Here is a 19,119-nt window from a genome sequence, read left to right on the forward strand (position 1 = left end):
TTTACGGCATGAAAACTACTCTTTGAAATCATTCGCATCCAGTTCGTGACGGGAGAGTAGCTTATAGAATTCCGTGCGGTTGCGCCCCGCCATCCTTGCAGCGTGCGTCACGTTACCTTTGGTAATTTGCAGTAACTTGCGCAGATAGTTCAGTTCAAATTGGTTTCGCGCTTCGGCAAAAGTTGGCAGCGCGGTGTTTTCGCCTTCCAGCGCCTGTTCGACCAACGCATCGCTGATCACCGGCGAAGAGGTTAACGCCACGCATTGTTCAATGACGTTGACCAGTTGGCGCACGTTGCCCGGCCAGCTTGCCGTCATCAGCCGTTTCATTGCATCAGTAGAAAAGGCGCGAACAAACGGTTTATGCCGCTGTGCCGACTGTCTGAGCAGATGATTAGCCAGCAGCGGAATATCTTCGGTACGCTCCGCCAGCGCCGGAATTTTCAGACTCACGACATTCAGCCGGTAGTACAAATCTTCACGAAATTCGCCCCGCGCCATCGCCTTCGGCAGATCGCGGTGCGTCGCGGAAATAATTCGCACGTCTATATCAATATCGCGATTGCTGCCCAGCGGCCTGACTTTGCGCTCCTGTAACACCCGCAGCAGCTTCACCTGTAACGGCGCGGGCATATCGCCAATTTCATCCAGAAACAGCGTGCCGCCTTCCGCCGCCTGGAACAACCCTTCACGATTGCTCACTGCGCCGGTAAAGGCGCCGCGCGCATGGCCGAATAATTCGGACTCCAGCAACTGTTCCGGCAACGCGCCGCAGTTGATGGCGACAAACGGCTTGTTATTGCGCGGGCTGGCATTATGAATCGCCTGTGCGAAAATCTCTTTTCCGGTACCGCTTTGTCCGTTAATCAATACGCTGACATCCGACTGCGCGACCATGCGCGCCTGTTCAAGCAGTCGCAGCATCAGCGGGCTACGGGTAACGATAGCGTTGCGCCAGCTATCGTCCGTCGCGGGAGCGGACTGCTCCAGCGCTTCATCTATCGCTTTATATAACGCGTCTCTGTCGATCGGCTTTGTCAAAAAGCTGAATACGCCCTTCTGGGTAGCGGCCACCGCATCCGGAATGGAACCATGCGCCGTCAGAATGATAACCGGCATTCCCGGCTGTACTTTCTGAATTTCTGTGAACAGTTGCATACCATCCATTTCATCCATGCGCAGGTCGCTTATTACCAGATCCACTTTTTCCCGATGCAGTACCCGCAGTCCTTCCTGACCGCTCTCTGCGGTCACGACACTGTATCCTTCACTGGTCAGGCGCATACCGAGCAATTTCAGTAATCCGGGATCGTCATCGACCAGCAACAGGTGCGCCGGTTTACGGCTTATCATGGCGTTACCTCATCTTGTGACGGCGACGGCGCCGCGCCATCTTCAGACGTCGCGGGTTTGTCATTGGTATGCGGCGTATCGGCGTTGTAATTACCTGCCGGTTTTCGTGTCGAAAGCTGGCGCTCAATATCGGTTAAACTCTCCAGCTTACGGGTGGTAAGATCGAGCTGCGTTTGCAAGGCCTGTTGCTGCTGGCGCAGCGCATCCAGCTCACTATCTGACGTTTGCTGGAGTTTGCTATAACGCTGACGTTCGGCAGAAAGCGCTAATTGCAGCGCCTGACCGTCATGCCAGATTTGGTAGACGGGCCGTACCTGAGCCGGTATTTGCGCGCTTAACGCCTCCAGACGGGTCACTATGGCGCGCCGCTCCGGCGGCGTAATTTTTGCATCCGCCAGTAAGATCCCGCGCCTGAAGGCATTCTGCCAGTTATCATCCGTCAACGCGCGCGCCTCTGCGCGCGACTGAACCGGCATCAGACGATCGGCGCAGTCAATCGTGCGTAGCCAGTACAGCGGATTCGTCTCTACCGCCTGCCCGCGTAGCGACCAGATATCCGCGCACGCCGTCGGGAGATAATCCGCCAGTTGATAATGGGGGAGCGTGTCCTGCGCTGCGCTATCGGGCAGTTGCTGTGAAGCATGGGGAACACATGCGGTCAGCGCCAGACACGATATGCCCACCGGTATTCCCCACCGCAAAAGGCATCGTTTAATAGTTTGGACTAAAACGTGTGACATACGCACCAGGCTTAAATTCATATTAGTGTTTGTCAGATGCAGGCAGCGGCAGCGAGATGCGAAAACAAACTTCCTGCGCTTTGTCATCCACCAGTTGGATCTCTCCCTGCATTCGACGAATACAATCTCTGGCGATACTCAGCCCTAACCCACTGCCTTTTACCGCCCCTTTTCGCTGGTGACTTCCCTGGAAAAAAGGCTCAAAAATCATTTCTCTTTCGGTTTGCGGAATCGGCTCGCCGCTATTAACCACATCGATATAAACCGTGGAGCCCTGAGAACGACTACGGATGCAAATGTTACCGGATTCAGCGCCATAGTGCACCGCGTTGGAATAGAGATTATCCAGCACGCTCATCAGCAACATGGGCTCTGCTATGCAGCGTTCGGCCTCCAGGTCGACATCGGTATGCATCATTTTAGCGCGGGCAGGCAAACTGTGGGCGGAAACCACCATATCCACAAGCGGCGCGATATCGACCGCTTCCAGCTCTGTGGCACTGTCTACCAGTTTCCGGTTGTAATCAAGCAATTGCTCAATCAATTTTTGTAAATTACGACTACTGTCATCCAGAATATCGACCACCTCTTTTTGCTCCGGCGTCAGCGGCCCAACCACCTGATCGGCCAGCAGCTCTGTCCCCTCGCGCATACTGGCCAGCGGAGTTTTCAGCTCATGGGACAAGTGACGTAGAAACTGATGGCGCTGGGATTCCAGCCACGCCAGACGCTCACTCAGCCAGATAATGCGCTGCCCCACCGATCGTAATTCACGCGGACCGGTAAAGGTGACGGTATTCCCCAAAGAACGGCCTTCGCCCAGGCGATTAATCATCCGTTCAATTCCTTTCACCGGCCCGATAATCATGCGGGTAAAAAGTAGCACCATCGCCAGGCTCACCAGAAATAGCACCAGCGCCTGCCAGCCGAAAAATTGTCCGCGCTCGGCGATTTCTTGTTGTAACTGCTGCCCGCGCGAGTAAACCACAGTACGCGTCGCCTGCACCATTTCCGTATTAGCGTTGGCAAAGGCCTCCAGACGCGCGGCCGCTGCCGCTTCCGGGCCGCTATCTTTACACTGCAATTGCGCCAGCGCGTTTAAATCCTGGCGTAACGCCTGATACAACTTATCATCCGGCAAGACGCCGGCATGGGCGTCCAGCATATCGCTATAGCGCTTACGCTGGCTTTGATACACTTTTGCCAGCGTCGGATCGTCAAGCACGCAATACTGTCGGTAGCTTCGCTCCATCTCCAGCGCGACGTTGGTCATCGCCTCGCTGCGTCGGGCGTCAATAAGCGTGCTGCGGTTAGTCACCGCAGCCTGATCGCTTAACGCGTTAAGGCTTTGCCACGCCTGCCAGGCCAGAACCAGCAACGGCAGCAGGATCAGCAAAAAGGCCAGCATGACCAATTGTCGTAAAGAACGGGGGAAAACAGACCAGCGCTTCAACGTGTCGCTCACATAAAAGAAGAATAAAAAAGATGCTAACCGAGGGAAGCGCCAGATACAACAAAGCCGGGCTAAACCCGGCTTTGTTATGGAATAAGGCGGTGCCTAACTCGACGTTTCGCCCGGAGGTTGATAAAGCTACGCTATTATCAGAAGTTGGACGGCAGGCACCTTGTTGTGCGTCATTCGAAGTTTATGTAGCGCGTCCCTAAGGGGCTGACATAAGAAGGTGAATGAGCCACTGGTTATCATTATGCAGTAATTGTGCCAACATTCAAAATACTTTGTTAACACAATGATAGATATGAAAAATATCGTTATTCATGCTAAAAATGGCTCTGTCTGTTTTTTGCCCTTTCTGTCGCCAATCAGCAACACCTGCAACACCTAAAAATAAAACAATTTAAAATCAAATAGTTAAATGTCTCTTTTTGGCGACAATCTATCCCCCACTCATGTCGGGATTTCCCGACACTTTAATCTTGCGGCATAAGCACTAGTTTATTGCCGGATGGCGGCGTAAACGCCTTATCCGGCCTACCGCTTGACGTTCAAGACGGTAGCTTCAACCGCGCTTCCCCGTGGGCCTGTAAACGCCGTCTACAAAAAAGCCCCTCGTGAAGAGGGGCTTAATGGCTATCGGGCTAATTAACCAAGCTGCTTACGCGCATTACGGAAGATACGCATCCACGGGCTATCCTCGCCCCAGTTTTCCGGGTGCCAGGAGTTGGCGACGGTGCGGAATACGCGTTCCGGATGCGGCATCATAATCGTCACCCGACCGTTTTCGGTCGTCACCGCCGTGATGCCGTTCGGCGAACCGTTCGGGTTAGCCGGATAGGTTTCGGTCACCTTACCAAAGTTATCAACGTAGCGCAGGGCGACCAGGCCTTTGCTCTCAAGCGCGGCAAGATGCGCATCGTCCCGCACCTCAACGCGCCCTTCCCCATGGGAAACCGCAATCGGCATCTGTGAGCCTACCATTCCTTGCAGCAGCAGCGATGGGCTTTGCGTCACTTCCACCAGGCTGAAGCGGGCTTCGAAGCGGTCAGAATGGTTACGTACAAAACGCGGCCACAGTTCGCTGCCCGGGATCAGCTCGCGCAGATTCGACATCATCTGGCAACCGTTGCACACGCCCAGCGCCAGCGTCTGCGGACGATGGAAGAAGGTTTCGAATTCGTCGCGCACCCGATGGTTAAACAGAATGGATTTCGCCCAGCCTTCGCCCGCCCCCAGCACGTCGCCGTAGGAAAAGCCGCCGCAAGCCACCAGCGCATGGAAGTTGCCCAGACCGATACGACCGCCCAGCAGGTCGCTCATATGGACGTCAATCGCGTCAAAGCCCGCACGATGGAACGCCGCAGCCATCTCCACGTGAGAGTTCACCCCCTGCTCGCGCAGTACAGCGACTTTCGGTCGTGCGCCTGTCGCAATGTACGGCGCGGCGATATCTTCATTAATATCAAACGACAGCTTCACGTTGAGGCCCGGATCGGCATCATTCGCTTTCGCCTCGTGTTCCTGGTCGGCACATTGCGGATTGTCGCGCAGACGCTGCATCTGCCAGGTGGTTTCCGCCCACCAGACACGCAGCGTAGTGCGGCTTTCGCTGAATACCGTCTGGTCATTAGCGGTAATCACAAAGCGATCGCCAGCCAGGGCCTGACCAAGGTAGTGGACGCAGTCAGCAAGGCCGTACTGCGCCAACAGCGCTTCGACCGCGTCTCTGTCTTCAGCGCGTACCTGAATCACGCCGCCCAGCTCCTCGTTGAACAGCGCGGCCAGGTGGTCATCGCCCAGCGCAGCGATATCGACCTGCACGCCGCAGTGGCCGGCAAAGGCCATCTCGGCCAGCGTCACCAGCAGACCGCCGTCGGAACGGTCGTGCCAGGCCAGTAATTTACGCGCAGCGACCAGCGCCTGCATGGCGTCATAGAAGCCTTTCAGTTGCGCGACGTCACGCACGTCCGCGGGTTTGTCGCCAAGCTGACGATAGACCTGCGCCAGCGCCGTTGCGCCCAGCGCGTTGTGGCCCTTGCCAAGATCGATCAGCAACAAGGCGTTATCTTCCGTTGACAGCTGCGGCGTAAGGGTGTGACGCACGTCCTCCACGCGGGCAAACGCGGAAATCACCAGCGACAGCGGCGAGGTCATTTCGCGCTGTTCGTTACCTTCCTGCCAGCGGGTTTTCATCGACATCGAATCTTTGCCCACCGGAATCGTCAGGCCAAGCTGCGGACAGAGTTCCTCTCCCACCGCTTTAACCGCGTCATACAAACCGGCATCTTCGCCAGGATGACCGGCTGCCGCCATCCAGTTAGCGGAAAGCTTAATGCGCTTGATATCGCCAATCTGCGTCGCGGCAATGTTAGTCAACGCTTCACCGACGGCCAGACGGGCGGAAGCGGCAAAGTCCAGCAGCGCCACCGGCGCGCGCTCGCCAATCGACATCGCTTCGCCGTAGTAGCTGTCGAGGCTGGCGGTAGTGACCGCGCAGTCAGCCACCGGAACCTGCCACGGGCCAACCATCTGGTCACGCGCCACCATACCGGTGACGGTACGGTCGCCAATAGTGACAAGGAAGGTTTTTTCCGCCACGGTCGGCAGATGCAGAACACGATTTACCGCGTCGGCAATCGTGATATCCGCGCGGTTCAGCGCATCGCCTTTCGCCTTCAATGTTTGCACATCGCGGGTCATTTTCGGCGTTTTGCCCAGCAGGACATCCAGCGGCAGGTCGATCGGCTGATTGTCGAAATGGTTATCATGCAACGAGAGATGCTGTTCTTCGGTAGCGTCGCCAATGACCGCATACGGCGCACGTTCGCGCTTACACAGTTCATCGAACAGCGGCAACTGGTCAGCCGCGACCGCCAGCACATAGCGCTCCTGGGATTCGTTACACCAGATTTCCAGCGGGCTCATGCCCGGCTCGTCGCTAAGAATGTCGCGCAGTTCGAACTTCCCGCCGCGCCCGCCGTCGCTCACCAGCTCCGGCATCGCATTGGAGAGACCGCCCGCGCCCACATCATGGATAAACAGGATTGGGTTGGCATCACCCAACTGCCAGCAGCGGTCGATCACTTCCTGGCAGCGGCGTTCCATTTCCGGGTTGTCGCGCTGTACGGAAGCAAAGTCGAGGTCAGCGTCAGATTGGCCGGAAGCCATTGACGATGCCGCGCCGCCGCCGAGGCCGATATTCATCGCCGGGCCGCCAAGGACGATCAGCTTCGCGCCGACGACGATCTCGCCTTTCTGCACGTGATCGGCGCGAATGTTACCGATCCCGCCCGCCAGCATGATCGGCTTATGGTAGCCGCGCAGCTCTTCACCGTTATGGCTGTTCACTTTCTCTTCATAAGTACGGAAGTAACCGGTCAGCGCCGGGCGACCAAATTCGTTGTTAAACGCCGCGCCGCCCAGCGGACCTTCGGTCATGATATCCAGCGCGGTGACAATACGTTCCGGCTTGCCAAAATCCTCTTCCCACGGCTGTTCAAAGCCCGGAATACGCAGGTTGGAAACGGAGAAGCCCACCAGCCCGGCTTTTGGTTTCGCGCCACGCCCGGTGGCACCTTCATCACGAATTTCGCCGCCGGAACCGGTCGCCGCCCCCGGCCACGGAGAGATGGCGGTTGGGTGGTTATGCGTTTCGACCTTCATCAGAATGTGCGCGGGCTCCTGATGAAAATCGTAACGGCCGGTATGGTGGTCGGCGAAGTAGCGCCCCACCGCAGATCCTTCCATCACCGCGGCATTGTCTTTATAGGCAGAGAGCACATAGTCCGGCGTGGTTTCGAAGGTGTTTTTAATCATTTTAAACAGCGACTTCGGCTGCGGTTTACCGTCGATAATCCAGTCGGCGTTAAAAATCTTGTGGCGGCAGTGCTCGGAGTTCGCCTGGGCGAACATGTACAATTCGATATCGTTCGGGTTGCGCCCCAGTTTGGTAAACGCCTCCTGCAAATAGTCGATTTCATCTTCCGCCAGCGCCAGACCGAGACGCAGGTTGGCGTCAATTAACGCCTGACGGCCTTCTCCCAGCAGATCGACACTGGAAACCGGCGCAGGCTGATGGTGGATAAACAATTTTTCCGCATCGGTTAAAGAAGAGAACACCGTCTCCATCATACGGTCGTGCAGCTCTGCGGCCACTTGTCGCCACTGTTCCGCCGTCAACGTCGAAGCCTCGATATAGTACGCTACGCCACGCTCCAGACGATCAACCTGTTGCAGGCCGCAGTTGTGGGCGATATCCGTTGCTTTTGAAGACCAGGGGGAGATGGTACCAGGACGCGGTGTGACCAACAGGAGTTTACCCGCCGGCGTATGGCTGCTAAGCGCCGGGCCGTATTGCAGCAGACGGGTAAGCTGCGCCTGCTCGCTATCATTTAACGGGGCGTTCAGGTCAGCAAAATGGACATACTCAGCGTATATATTGTGGACCTGGAGGTTGGCAGCCTGAAAGCGCGCCAGCAGTTTATTGATACGGAATGCAGACAGTGCAGGCGAACCACGCAGAATTTCCATCATAAGTCTCTCGTCTTCTAAGCTTCGGTGTGCGCAAGGGGGGAAACGGCCGTCATTATAAAGAATCTGACGCGCCGACGAAACCGTTTGCGTAGAAATAAAATCACCGCTTTTTCTTGTCATACGGTGCGGCTATCGTTGCGAATAAGTTGCCAACTGGCGCATTGTTACGCAAAATGCCGCTCATTAATGACTTATCTATTGCAGCAAAACATCTTTTTCAGCCCGAGGCAACGCACGATCCAGAGAATTAACTAATTGAAAAAATTAAAGATTAATTATCTGTTCATCGGCATATTGACGCTGCTGCTGGCAGCAGCCCTTTGGCCCTCAATCCCCTGGTTCGGTAAAACCGAAAACCATATCGCCGCGATTCAAGCCCGGGGGGTACTGCGCGTCAGTACGATCGACTCGCCATTAACCTATTCCGTTATCAACGGTAAAAAATATGGTCTGGACTATGAACTGGCGCAGCAGTTCGCCAACTATCTCGGCGTGAAGCTGAAAGTGACGGTGCGCCAGAATATCAGCCAGTTGTTTGACGATCTGGATAACGACAATGCCGACCTGCTCGCGGCTGGGCTGGTCTACGACAGCACGCGCGTTAAAAACTATCAGCCCGGCCCCATGTATTACTCGGTTTCGCAACAGCTCGTCTACCGGGTCGGACAATATCGCCCACGCTCGCTGGCGACCGTTAACGAGAATCAGCTTACCATTGCGCCAGGGCACGTCGTGGTCAATGATTTACAGCGTTTAAAAGAGACAAAGTTTCCCGACCTGAGCTGGAAGGTGGATGATAAAAAAGGCTCGACGACGCTGCTGGAAGAGGTCATCAGCGGCAAACTGGATTACACCATTGCCGATTCAGTGGCGATCAGTCTGTTTCAGCGCGTTCATCCCGAACTGGCCGTGGCGCTGGATGTCACGGATGAACAGCCCGTGACCTGGTTTAGCCGACTGGACGACGATAATACGCTCTCCGCCGCGCTGCTCGATTTTTTCAATTCGATCAATGAAGACGGTTCTCTGGCGCGGATCGAAGAGAAATATCTGGGGCATGGCGATGATTTCGACTACGTTGATACCCGCTCTTTCCTGCGAGCGGTGGATAACGTCCTGCCGGAGCTGGAACCGTTATTTAAAAAATATGCCAAACAGATAGACTGGCGCCTGCTGGCGGCGATTTCTTATCAGGAATCGCACTGGGATCCGCTGGCGACCTCGCCAACCGGCGTGCGCGGCCTGATGATGCTGACTAAAAATACCGCCCAAAGTCTGGGGCTGACCGACCGTACCGATGCGGAGCAAAGCATCAGCGGCGGCGCTCGCTATCTTGAAGATATGATGGCTAAAGTTCCCGAAACCGTTCCGGAAGACGAGCGTATCTGGTTTGCCTTAGCCGCCTACAATATGGGTTATGCGCACATGCTCGATGCCAGATCGCTGACGGTAAAAACCAAAGGCAATCCGGATAGCTGGACCGATGTGAAGCAGCGTTTGCCGCTGTTAAGCCAAAAACCGTATTACAGTAAGCTAACCTACGGTTACGCGCGTGGACATGAGGCTTATGCTTATGTGGAAAATATCCGTAAATACCAGATAAGTTTAGTGGGGTATTTGCAGGAAAAAGAAAAGCAGGAAGCGGAAGCCATGAAACTGGCGCAGGATTACCCGGCGGTGTCGCCGGAGGAGCTGAATAAAGCGCCCTTCCCCCTCCTGTCGTTTTTATCGCAGTCATCAGGCTACCTGACGCATTCGCCGTCTTTACTGTTTACGCCGCAGAAGAAAGAAGAAAAATAGTGCGATGGTCTTATCGGATGGCGACGCGCAACGTCTTATCCGGCATTGCGCTATAGTGCCGGCCCCGCGCCTTCCGCACGGTCGGCTTTCTTCAGGGCTTTAATTTCCTGACGACGCATACGGAAAAAATCACTGAGCAGCGTCGCACATTCATCGCGCAGCACCCCTTCAATAATGTCGACCCGGTGATTCATTCCCGGATGGTGCAGCACATCAATTAGCGATCCGGCCGCGCCGGTTTTTGCATCGCGCGCGCCAAAGACAACGCGTCCAATGCGGCTATGCACCATAGCGCCTGCGCACATCACACAGGGTTCCAGTGTGACATACAGCGTGGTATCCAGTAACCGATAATTCTGCAATACCAGACCTCCCTGACGCAGCGCCATTATTTCAGCATGCGCAGTAGGATCGTGGCGGCCAATGGGTCGGTTCCAGCCTTCGCCAATGACACGATGGTTATGCACCAATACCGCGCCAACCGGAACCTCGCGTTCGTCCCAGGCGCGTTTCGCCAGCGTCAGCGCGTGGCGCATCCAGTATTCGTGATCTAATTCGACATCAGACAAAGAGATAACTCCGGTAATGAAAGCGGGCGGCATTATACACAGACGCTATGCGTTTCACTATTCGAGCTGCTGCAGCTCGCCGTGCGGCGTCACCCGCCAGCGATGCTGGCAAAAATAAAGCAGCGGGTTATCCTGTTTGCTGTCGCTGTAGCCGCTATAAAGACGCAGCGGCGTACCGATTTTACGTTCCAGTTGCGCGACTTTTTCATGGCCCAGACAGCGCACGGTTAATACCCAGCCGCCATACCGTCGCGCCATCTGGCTGGCGATGAGGTTAACGCGCGGCAACCACGGCGTATCAAAATAGACTTGCTCTACCAATGATTGCGGAGAACCGGTAATAAGCCAGATATCCGCGTCAGAGCTCAATAGATAGGTGGTCAGACGCTCCTGTACAACCGGAAACGCCGTGACGTTAGCGCGAAACCAACGGACAAAATCCGCCTGATGCGCCTGCAAACGCGTTTCGCTATGGCCAAAAGTACAGCCCCACAATAACAGACTCATCGGCCAGCGGGCCGCACGCCCTTTTACCAGTAAACCGATACCGATAATGGGCAACAGCGGCAGTACGAGCAGCGCATTTAGCGGCTGACGGCACAGCAAATAACGCAGAAAACTGCCGAACATATCCTGTTGATGTAACGTTCCATCCAAATCAAAAAAGACGACACGACGCTCGTGGCTGACCAAATCTTACTCCTCTGGATCATTGAACCCCAGCAGCCAGGTAAAAATAAACCCGGCAATTACCGCTATTAAATAGCCTAACAGATAGAACAGGACTTTTCCGGCAACAATTGTTAATGCCAGCGGCAAACCGGAAATACCAAAGGTAATTACCGTCGCCACTTTCCAGTAGCTGATCAACGCCCCGCCTACCGCGCCGCCAAGGCAAGCGCCAATAAATGGCTTACCCAATGGCAGCGTGACGCCAAAAATCAGCGGCTCGCCAATTCCCAGCAGTCCGACCGGAAGCGCGCCTTTAATCACCTTTTTGAGTCGCGCATTGCGGGTTTTCATCAGTACGGCAATGGCCGCGCCTATCTGACCAACGCCCGCCATCGCCAGGATGGGAAACAACGCGTTATAGCCGTGTGCTTGCACCAGCTCCACATGAATAGGCACCAGCCCCTGATGTAGCCCGGTCAGTACCAACGGCAGGAAGGTTCCGGCTAACACCGCGCCCACCAGAAAACCGCCGCGATCGATAGCCCAGGACGCGCCGTGAGCGATAGCGTCTGAAATCCAGCCGCCAAGCGGTTGCAGAGCGACAATCGCTACCGCGCCGGTGATAACAGTCGTCAATAAAGGGTTAAGAATTAACTCCAGCGACCCCGGCAGCAGCTTACGGAACTGGCGCTCAATCCAGCACATTAACGCCACCACCAGCAGGACGGCGATGACGCCGCCCCGTCCCGGCTGAAGCGCCTCGCCAAAGAGCGTAATCTGCGCCAGTTGCGGGCTGGAAAGGATCCCCGCCATCACGCCGCCTAACGCCTGCGATCCGCCAAAGACTTTCGCGGTATTGACGCCAACCAGAATGTTCATGATAGCGAATACCGCGCTGCCAAATATCCCCATCAGGCCCAGCAGGTTAGGATAGTGGACGGCAACGTCGCCGACGATATCCGGACGTTTAAGAATGTTGATAATGCCGGTAATCAAGCCGGATGCGATAAAGGCGGGGATAAGCGGAATAAAAACATTCGCCAGCTTACGCAACGCATCGCTCATCGGCGCTTTATACTTCGCTTTCGCCTCGGATTTGGTACGCGCCATAGCGTCATCCGGCTTTACACCACCTGCGGCAATCTGCACGCGCATCGCATCAACCACCTGTGCAGCCTTCCCCGGCCCAACGATCAGCTGATGTTGCTCCCCTTGCTTTACGTATCCACTGACGCCAGGCAACGCTTTTAAGCGCGGAATATCCAGTTGGCTGTCGTCCTGTACCTCCACCCTGACTCGCGTCATACAGTTTTCCAGGCGCAGAATATTTTGCTCTCCGCCGATACCACGTAAAATGTCGCTGGCGAGCGCTGCCGTCTTATCCATACACACCTCTTTAGTGTTCTAACGCCGCCCTTAAAAAGCCCTGATGAGCAGCGAGTTTTTCCCTGGCGGCTGCAGCATCCAGCCCCGTAAGCGCCATCAAAATGGCGGGCTTAACCTCAAAATCGGTCTGTTTCAGCAACGTTTCCGCCTCTTCACGACCTATCCCGGTCGCTTCAACGACCATCCGACACGCGCGATCGACTAGTTTGACGTTGGTGGCTTTCATATCCACCATCAGGTTTTGATAGACCTTGCCGAACTTCACCATCGCGCCGGTAGAAATCATATTGAGCACCATTTTCTGCGCGGTGCCGGATTTCAGCCGCGTGGAGCCGGTAAGCGCTTCCGGCCCGACAACGGGCGAAATAGCGATATTAGCCTCCCGCGCAATAGGCGAATCTGGATTACAGGAGACGGCAACAGTGGTACAACCGGACTGTCGCGCATAGCGCAGGCCGCCAATCACATAGGGTGTACGACCCGACGCCGCGAGCCCCACGACCAGATCCTGTTCTTGCAGATTTAGCGCGACAAGATCGTCTTCGCCTGCCTGTTGGCTGTCTTCCGCGCCTTCGACCGCTTTCAACAACGCGCCCGGCCCGCCGGCAATCAGTCCGACGACCAGACCGTGCGGAACGCCAAACGTCGGGGGGCATTCTGAGGCATCCAGTACGCCAAGCCGACCACTGGTGCCCGCGCCCATATAGATGATACGTCCGCCAGCCTTCAGCGCCGCCGCTGCGGCATCCACCGCACGCGCGACGTCAGGCAGAGTGGCTTTTACTGCTTCCGCTACCAGCGTATCCTGTTCATTAAAACGCTTAACTAATTCAGGAGTAGGCAACGCATCCAGATCCATCGTTTGCGGGTTACGGGTTTCAGACACTAAGGTACCAAGATTCATTTTTGTCCCTCTGGAATTTTTAATTCATAATAAGCGTCCATGATGGAATAGAATATTCCCCCAGGCGAGTGAAATTTCGTTTTGTCGTCGCCATCACGTTTCGCAGGAGCTGCCCATGAACTGTTTGATTCGTATTCGCCAGCGTTATCCGGATCTCGCGCAAAGCGACAGGAAACTGGCGGATTATCTGCTCGCGCAACCGGATACGGCGCGGCATCTGAGCTCGCAGCAACTGGCGGCCGAAGCGGGCGTCAGCCAATCCAGCGTAGTCAAGTTCGCGCAAAAACTGGGGTTTAAAGGGTTTCCTGCATTGAAACTGGCTATCAGCGAAGCGTTGGCCAGCAATCCTAATCCGCATTCCGTTCCCGTTCATAACCATATTCGCGGCGACGATCCGATGCGCCTGGTCGGGGAAAAATTAATTAAAGAGAATGTGGCGGCGATGCACGCCACGCTGGACGTTAACAGTGAAGAAAAGCTGTTAGAAAGCGTCACGATGCTGCGCCACGCCCGCCGTATTGTGACCACCGGGATTGGCGCCTCTGGGCTGGTGGCGCAAAATTTTGCCTGGAAGCTACTGAAGATTGGCATTAACGCGGTGGTTGAGCGCGATATGCACGCCCTGCTGGCGACGGTGCAGGCGCTGGCGCCGGAGGATCTGCTGCTGGCGATCTCTTATTCCGGGGAACGGCGCGAGCTGAACCTGGCGGCGGACGAAACATTACGCGCAGGCGCGAAGATCCTGGCCATTACCGGTTTTTCTCCCAACGCCTTGCAGCAGCGCGCCACCCGCTGTCTGTATACGATTGCTGAAGAGCAGGCGACGCGCAGCGCCGCTATCTCCTCGACACATGCGCAAATGATGTTGACCGACTTACTGTTTATGGCGCTGGTACAACAGGATTTAGAGCGGGCGCCGGAGCGTATTCGCCATAGCGAGGCGCTGGTAAAAAAACTGGTTTGAAAATGGCTCTTCCGCCTCATGCAGAAGAGCCATCAAGTTTATTGCGCTTCTTTAGCGTGAATCAATTGCGTCAGGAGTTTGTTAACCGGTACGGCAATATTGTTCTGAGCGCCGATTCGCGCAATCGCACCATTTAAATAGTCGATTTCGGTCAGTCGGCCTTTATGTAAATCCTGATGCATAGAAGGATAGTGGTGGCCGCTCTCACGCGGATCGAACACTTTCTTCACCGTATTCATCACCATTTGCTCAGTCAACGGAATATTCTGGCTGGCAGCAACTAACACAAACTCATCAACTACCGCTTGCGCTAAATCTAAAGCACCAGGCCGCTGACCAAATCCGCCGACATTACAATCCAGTAGCGCGCAATAGGTGTTCATTACGCTATTAAAGGCTGCTTTCTTCCAGATCGATAATAATACGTCAGGGCTTATTTCAGCATTCAATCCAGCGCTATTAAGGGTGGCAATGACCTTAGCCTCTTGAGCCGAATCATGGCTGGCAATCGGCTGCAGTTCAATCGTTCCGGTACCGGTGGCCATAATATGCCCAGCCCCCTCCAGTTCGCTGGACCATAACGTCACACCCGCATAGATTTTCTGCCGATCGACATATTTCTCCAGCGTTTCGATATTTCCCAGGCCGTTAGATAAAATCATCACTACTTTCGCGGCTGGCAGTAATGGCTTAATACGCTGTAACATGCTATCCAGCTGCATGGCTTTGGTAAACAGAATAACCAGCTCAAACTCCCCCTGGGATTCATCAGCCAACATAGCAGGGATGGGGTAATACTTCTGAGTCGTTTCCGTTTCGACAAACAACCCCTTGCTACGAATAGCGTCAACATGCTCCTGCCAGCTATCGATAAGCGTCACGTCGTGCCCGGCCTCCAGCAGCATATAGCCAAAACGACATCCCATAGCGCCTGCACCTGCGATTGCAATTTTCATTTTTATTTCCTTATTATCTGATTAATGAATTTTGGCTAAAACCGTTGCGACATATTTCTTCGTTATCAGGGTCAACACGACTCCAATAAGCAATAGCACCGTTGTCAAAATAAATACCGTATTGTAGCTTCCGGTATATTTTGCAATAGCGGACGTGACGTAAGGAGCAATAACCGCACCGACGGCAAAACCAAAATACATAAAGCCGTAGTTTAGTCCCTGGTTACGCATACCAAAATTCTGGCTGGTCAAGCCAGGGAAGATAACTAATATACCGGCATAAGCAAAGCCCACGCCCAAAGCGCTGAAATAGAATACCGAAGTATTACCGTTGAAGAACAACAGCAGCAGCATACAGACGCAGGTAAAAAGATAAACGATAACCAGAGTATTGTAGCCGCCTAATTTATCGGTTAACCCTCCCCAGAACAGGCGACCAATTGAGTTAAATATCGATACCAGGCTAACGACTAATGCACCGGACAGTAAACCGTACTGCGTCATACCAATTTGCGCAGAGCTTGAGCTAATTACCATCCCAGAGAACACGCCCAGCGCCAGAATCATAAACAGCAGCCAGAAGCGCAGATCTTTCAGCATGTGCCGATAGTCTTTATCCAGTGGCGACGCTTTAATTCCTCCGCTATCTTTTGCTGGCGCGCTACGAATAAAGAACTGGACGATAAAAATAACCACCAGATAAACAATGCCCAGATATAACAACGCCCGACTAACATCGTGAGTTTGCGCCATAAAATATTCGGCCAGGCGGGTGCAAAGTAGCGTCCCGACGCCAACACCCGCCAGTACGATACCGCTGGCCAGACCGCGACGGTCAGGGAAAAATTTCAGAATATTATTAAGATTACCCGTAAAAGCCAGGCCCGATCCCAACCCGGCAATGACGCCGTAGGTTAAAAATAGCATGGGCAAATTATCCACAAACCCGGACAAGATAAAACCTAAAGAAAACAGGATACCGCCGATAACTATCGCCTGCTTTCCTTTACCGTTGTCGATCATTCTCCCGCCCCAAATCATCGGTAAAGGAATGATCCCCATATTGATAGAGAATGCTAACGCCAGCGTAGCCGGATCCCAGTGATATTGCGCCATGAGTGGTGTTTTGAAATAGCTAAATGCGTAGACGCCCCCGAGCACAAAATTGATGCACACGTGAGCGGCAAGCATTCCCCAGCGGTTGATTGATGCCGACATAATTTTCCCTTTTTAAAATGCACTGATCACAGTTTAAAAAAAGCAAAATAGGCAAACAATTTGGTATTTTTTATAATCGTTATAACAAAACCCAATCGATTGGCATTAAATTTTAATGAATATCAAACAACTACATTCCTTCCTGATATTGTGTGATGAATTACATTATAGTCGGGCAGCCAGTCGCCTGTTTATCACTCAGCCATCATTAAGTCAGCAAATCAAACAACTTGAGTCATCACTTAAAACAATATTATTTAAGCGAAAAGGTAGAGGAATTAAATTAACAAAAGCAGGCATTATTTTGCAACGACATGCTAACAAAATAATGCTGGATTTAAAAAATGCCGAAAATGAACTTCTTCCCTACCAGGATCAACAGCGCGATACTATTTCAATCGGGGTGTCAGGCAGCTACCTGGTCCTGCCCGCTTTTCGCAACTTTATGGCACACCATCCGGAAATATCTTTAAATGTTAAAGAGTTCTCAACTGAGCAAACCATTAAAAAGCTGACGGATAGCGCCGTTGATATTGGCATTGTTTATCGAACAGCGCTCCCTGCCCAGCTAAGCTCGACCATGCTGTTTGAAGATGAAATTATCGCTGCAATCCCACTTTCTCATCCTCTGGCGACACGCGAACGTCTGCAGCTAAAAGATTTAAACGACCAGCCCATTATCGTGCTTAATGACTCTCTGCTATTAAGAGGGATCATCACCACTGAATTTAATAACCGCAAAGTCGTTCCTAACGTCATCTGCGAACTGGATAACCACTACTCATGCCTTGAGTATGCCGAAGCGCAGATTGGCATCGCATTTATTACCCGCTCGCTAACCCATTTATCGACACCCAAAAATGTTCGCCTGGTTTCACTGGGCATCCCCGCATTCTTTATTCCTGTCATGCTGGTGCACAGTAATGACCTTTCACTGGATAACGCAACCATCTGCCTGCTCAAGCAGATCAAAAATTTTTACACTGTAGATAACAAATCAGCGCCAGAAAAGAGCTGGCCCGAGCAGAAAATAGGCGTATAATGCCCGCCCGATTTGTGTTGTTTCTGAGAATTTCCTGATGGCGCTGTTAATCACCAAAAAATGTATCAACTGCGATATGTGCGAGCCGGAGTGCCCGAATGAGGCGATTTCAATGGGCGACAGCATTTATGAGATTAACAGCGACAAATGCACCGAGTGTGTAGGCCATTACGAAACGCCGACCTGTCAGAAAGTCTGCCCAATCCCCAATACGATTTTGCAGGATCCCGCCCATGTCGAAACCGAAGAACAGTTGTGGGATAAGTTTGTTCTGATGCATCACGCAGATAAACTGTAAGCGGGTTAACGCACTTCCAACGCAACAATGCCTGATGGCGCTATGCTTATCAGGCCGACAACATGTCGGCCTGTAGGTCAGATAACGTGTTTACACCGTCATCCGGCAAATCTAACTTTCCAGAATGACCGTAGCGCAGGCGTAATGGCGCTCATCGGCCAACGTGACATGCATGTGCGCCACACCGAGTTTTTCCGCCAGCGTTAACGCCTCGCCCCACAGCCGCAAACGTGGTTTTCCCAGCTCATCGTTAAACACTTCGAACTGATTAAACGCCAGACCGTTGCGGATGCCGGTGCCAAAAGCTTTCGCTGCCGCCTCTTTGACCGCAAAACGCTTGGCGAGAAAACGCACCGGCTGCTGATGCGTCTCCCAGATAGCCCACTCGTTGTCACTGAGCACACGCCTTGCCAGACGTTCGCCGGAACGGGAGATCACTGCCTCAATGCGGGCAATCTCTACAATATCCGTTCCCAGGCCGAGAATCGCCATTAGCCGCGCGCTTCCAGCATCAAACGTTTCATTTCAGCCACCGCCTCTTTCAGGCCCGTCATCACCGCCCGACCAATAATGGCATGACCGATATTAAGTTCGTGCATTTCCGGCAGCGCGGCAATAGCTTTGACGTTATGGTAGGTCAGGCCATGACCCGCATTTACTTTTAGCCCCAGGCGAGCCGCCAGGGTCGCGGCGCTGGCAATACGCGCCAGCTCTTTTGCCTGTTCCGCATCGGTTTCTGCGTTGGCGTAGCAGCCGGTATGGATTTCGATAAACGGCGCGCCGACTTCCGCCGCCGCGTTGATTTGCGTTTCATCGGCATCGATAAAGAGCGAAACCTGGATGCCAGCCGCCGCCAGGCGCGCACAGGCATCACGCATTTTATCGCGCTGTCCGGCCACATCCAGACCGCCTTCGGTGGTGACTTCCTGGCGTTTTTCCGGCACCAGACAACAGAAATGCGGCCTGGTTTCTACGGCGATCGCCAGCATCTCTTCGGTCACCGCCATCTCCAGATTCATACGCGTATGCAGCGTCTGACGCAAAATGCGCACATCGCGATCGGTAATGTGGCGACGATCTTCGCGCAGGTGTACGGTAATGCCGTCCGCGCCTGCCTGTTCAGCAATAAACGCCGCCTGTACCGGATCCGGATAGTCGGTGCCGCGCGCATTACGTAACGTGGCAATGTGGTCAATATTGACGCCTAACAGTAATTCAGCCATGACAA

17 protein-coding genes are annotated in these 19,119 nt (G+C 53.8%); 5 read left to right on the plus strand and 12 right to left on the minus strand.

Annotated elements, in window-relative coordinates; translation table 11 throughout:
• Positions 1-15: 15 nt before the first annotated feature.
• The 4 genes from glrR to purL form a co-directional block, all read right to left on the minus strand.
• A complete protein-coding gene (gene glrR, locus NA389_RS17745; protein ID WP_024131152.1) occupies positions 16-1,350 on the minus strand; it encodes a two-component system response regulator GlrR in 1,335 nt (444 codons plus the stop codon).
• On the minus strand, positions 1,350-2,114 hold the full coding sequence (qseG, locus tag NA389_RS17750) for a two-component system QseEF-associated lipoprotein QseG (RefSeq protein ID WP_001054246.1): 765 nt from the start codon (positions 2,112-2,114) through the stop codon (positions 1,350-1,352). The genes glrR and qseG overlap by 1 nt, the downstream gene beginning before the upstream one ends.
• Before the next feature lies 1 nt (position 2,115).
• Positions 2,116-3,546: a two component system sensor histidine kinase QseE/GlrK gene (qseE, locus tag NA389_RS17755; protein WP_001676035.1), complete on the minus strand. Its 1,431-nt coding sequence runs from the start codon at positions 3,544-3,546 to the stop codon at positions 2,116-2,118.
• A gap of 648 nt (positions 3,547-4,194) precedes the next feature.
• Complete coding sequence (gene purL / locus NA389_RS17760; RefSeq protein WP_000970039.1) at positions 4,195-8,082, minus strand: phosphoribosylformylglycinamidine synthase; 3,888 nt, start codon at positions 8,080-8,082, stop codon at positions 4,195-4,197.
• A gap of 24 nt (positions 8,083-8,106) precedes the next feature.
• Between purL and NA389_RS17765 the strand changes: the two genes are divergently transcribed.
• Both NA389_RS17765 and mltF read left to right on the plus strand, forming a co-directional pair.
• The gene (locus NA389_RS17765) at positions 8,107-8,337 is read left to right on the plus strand and encodes a hypothetical protein (RefSeq protein WP_001667158.1); all 231 of its coding nucleotides are present in this window, start codon (positions 8,107-8,109) and stop codon (positions 8,335-8,337) included.
• Complete coding sequence (gene mltF, locus NA389_RS17770) at positions 8,338-9,882, plus strand: membrane-bound lytic murein transglycosylase MltF (RefSeq protein WP_000734244.1); 1,545 nt, start codon at positions 8,338-8,340, stop codon at positions 9,880-9,882.
• 50 nt (positions 9,883-9,932) lie between these two features.
• On the opposite strand, the gene tadA is transcribed toward mltF, so the two are convergent.
• Genes tadA through murQ form a run of 4 tightly spaced genes read right to left on the minus strand, consistent with a single transcriptional unit; the run spans position 9,933 to position 13,413 of the window.
• Complete coding sequence (gene tadA, locus NA389_RS17775; RefSeq protein WP_001134558.1) at positions 9,933-10,484, minus strand: tRNA adenosine(34) deaminase TadA; 552 nt, start codon at positions 10,482-10,484, stop codon at positions 9,933-9,935.
• 24 nt (positions 10,485-10,508) lie between these two features.
• Entirely contained in the window at positions 10,509-11,144 is a 636-nt protein-coding gene (yfhb, locus tag NA389_RS17780) for a phosphatidylglycerophosphatase C (protein ID WP_000253554.1), read from the minus strand.
• 3 nt (positions 11,145-11,147) lie between these two features.
• Entirely contained in the window at positions 11,148-12,509 is a 1,362-nt protein-coding gene (locus tag NA389_RS17785; protein WP_000361660.1) for a PTS transporter subunit EIIC, read from the minus strand.
• A gap of 10 nt (positions 12,510-12,519) precedes the next feature.
• Complete coding sequence (gene murQ / locus NA389_RS17790; protein ID WP_001048527.1) at positions 12,520-13,413, minus strand: N-acetylmuramic acid 6-phosphate etherase; 894 nt, start codon at positions 13,411-13,413, stop codon at positions 12,520-12,522.
• A 115-nt stretch (positions 13,414-13,528) separates the two neighbouring features.
• Between murQ and NA389_RS17795 the strand changes: the two genes are divergently transcribed.
• Complete coding sequence (locus tag NA389_RS17795) at positions 13,529-14,377, plus strand: MurR/RpiR family transcriptional regulator (protein ID WP_000995688.1); 849 nt, start codon at positions 13,529-13,531, stop codon at positions 14,375-14,377.
• Positions 14,378-14,415: 38 nt separating this feature from the next.
• On the opposite strand, the gene NA389_RS17800 is transcribed toward NA389_RS17795, so the two are convergent.
• Positions 14,416-15,333 (minus strand): oxidoreductase, encoded by a 918-nt coding sequence (locus NA389_RS17800; RefSeq protein WP_000684032.1) that lies wholly within the window; start codon positions 15,331-15,333, stop codon positions 14,416-14,418.
• A gap of 21 nt (positions 15,334-15,354) precedes the next feature.
• On the minus strand, positions 15,355-16,551 hold the full coding sequence (locus NA389_RS17805; RefSeq protein ID WP_001276365.1) for an L-lactate MFS transporter: 1,197 nt from the start codon (positions 16,549-16,551) through the stop codon (positions 15,355-15,357).
• Between the two features lie 115 nt (positions 16,552-16,666).
• On the opposite strand from NA389_RS17805, the gene NA389_RS17810 reads away from it, so the two are divergent.
• Both NA389_RS17810 and NA389_RS17815 read left to right on the plus strand, forming a co-directional pair.
• Positions 16,667-17,593, plus strand: coding sequence for a LysR family transcriptional regulator (locus NA389_RS17810; protein WP_001022476.1), 927 nt, complete (start codon positions 16,667-16,669; stop codon positions 17,591-17,593).
• 37 nt (positions 17,594-17,630) lie between these two features.
• Positions 17,631-17,891, plus strand: a complete 261-nt coding sequence (locus tag NA389_RS17815) for a YfhL family 4Fe-4S dicluster ferredoxin (RefSeq protein WP_001196291.1) — start codon at positions 17,631-17,633, stop codon at positions 17,889-17,891.
• A 111-nt stretch (positions 17,892-18,002) separates the two neighbouring features.
• Here NA389_RS17815 and acpS read toward each other — a convergent pair whose 3' ends face one another.
• Complete coding sequence (gene acpS, locus NA389_RS17820; RefSeq protein ID WP_000986043.1) at positions 18,003-18,383, minus strand: holo-ACP synthase; 381 nt, start codon at positions 18,381-18,383, stop codon at positions 18,003-18,005.
• Positions 18,383-19,114: a pyridoxine 5'-phosphate synthase gene (gene pdxJ / locus NA389_RS17825; protein WP_000818972.1), complete on the minus strand. Its 732-nt coding sequence runs from the start codon at positions 19,112-19,114 to the stop codon at positions 18,383-18,385. The genes acpS and pdxJ overlap by 1 nt, the downstream gene beginning before the upstream one ends.
• Positions 19,115-19,119 lie beyond the last annotated feature (5 nt).

The sequence above is a fragment of the Salmonella sp. NW645 genome (assembly GCF_051703725.1).
GTDB classification, from domain to species: Bacteria; Pseudomonadota; Gammaproteobacteria; order Enterobacterales; family Enterobacteriaceae; genus Salmonella; species Salmonella enterica.

Bases quoted from the DNA above. Each gene is read 5' to 3' on its own strand.
- qseG (WP_001054246.1), bottom strand. From the start codon at position 2,114: ATGAATTTAAGCCTGGTGCGTATGTCACACGTTTTAGTCCAAACTATT.
- purL (WP_000970039.1), bottom strand. From the start codon at position 8,082: ATGATGGAAATTCTGCGTGGTTCGCCTGCACTGTCTGCATTCCGTATC.
- tadA (WP_001134558.1), bottom strand. From the start codon at position 10,484: ATGCCGCCCGCTTTCATTACCGGAGTTATCTCTTTGTCTGATGTCGAA.
- NA389_RS17785 (WP_000361660.1), bottom strand. From the start codon at position 12,509: ATGGATAAGACGGCAGCGCTCGCCAGCGACATTTTACGTGGTATCGGC.
- murQ (WP_001048527.1), bottom strand. From the start codon at position 13,413: ATGAATCTTGGTACCTTAGTGTCTGAAACCCGTAACCCGCAAACGATG.
- NA389_RS17795 (WP_000995688.1), top strand. From the start codon at position 13,529: ATGAACTGTTTGATTCGTATTCGCCAGCGTTATCCGGATCTCGCGCAA.
- NA389_RS17800 (WP_000684032.1), bottom strand. From the start codon at position 15,333: ATGAAAATTGCAATCGCAGGTGCAGGCGCTATGGGATGTCGTTTTGGC.
- NA389_RS17805 (WP_001276365.1), bottom strand. From the start codon at position 16,551: ATGTCGGCATCAATCAACCGCTGGGGAATGCTTGCCGCTCACGTGTGC.
- NA389_RS17810 (WP_001022476.1), top strand. From the start codon at position 16,667: ATGAATATCAAACAACTACATTCCTTCCTGATATTGTGTGATGAATTA.
- NA389_RS17815 (WP_001196291.1), top strand. From the start codon at position 17,631: ATGGCGCTGTTAATCACCAAAAAATGTATCAACTGCGATATGTGCGAG.
- acpS (WP_000986043.1), bottom strand. From the start codon at position 18,383: ATGGCGATTCTCGGCCTGGGAACGGATATTGTAGAGATTGCCCGCATT.
- pdxJ (WP_000818972.1), bottom strand. From the start codon at position 19,114: ATGGCTGAATTACTGTTAGGCGTCAATATTGACCACATTGCCACGTTA.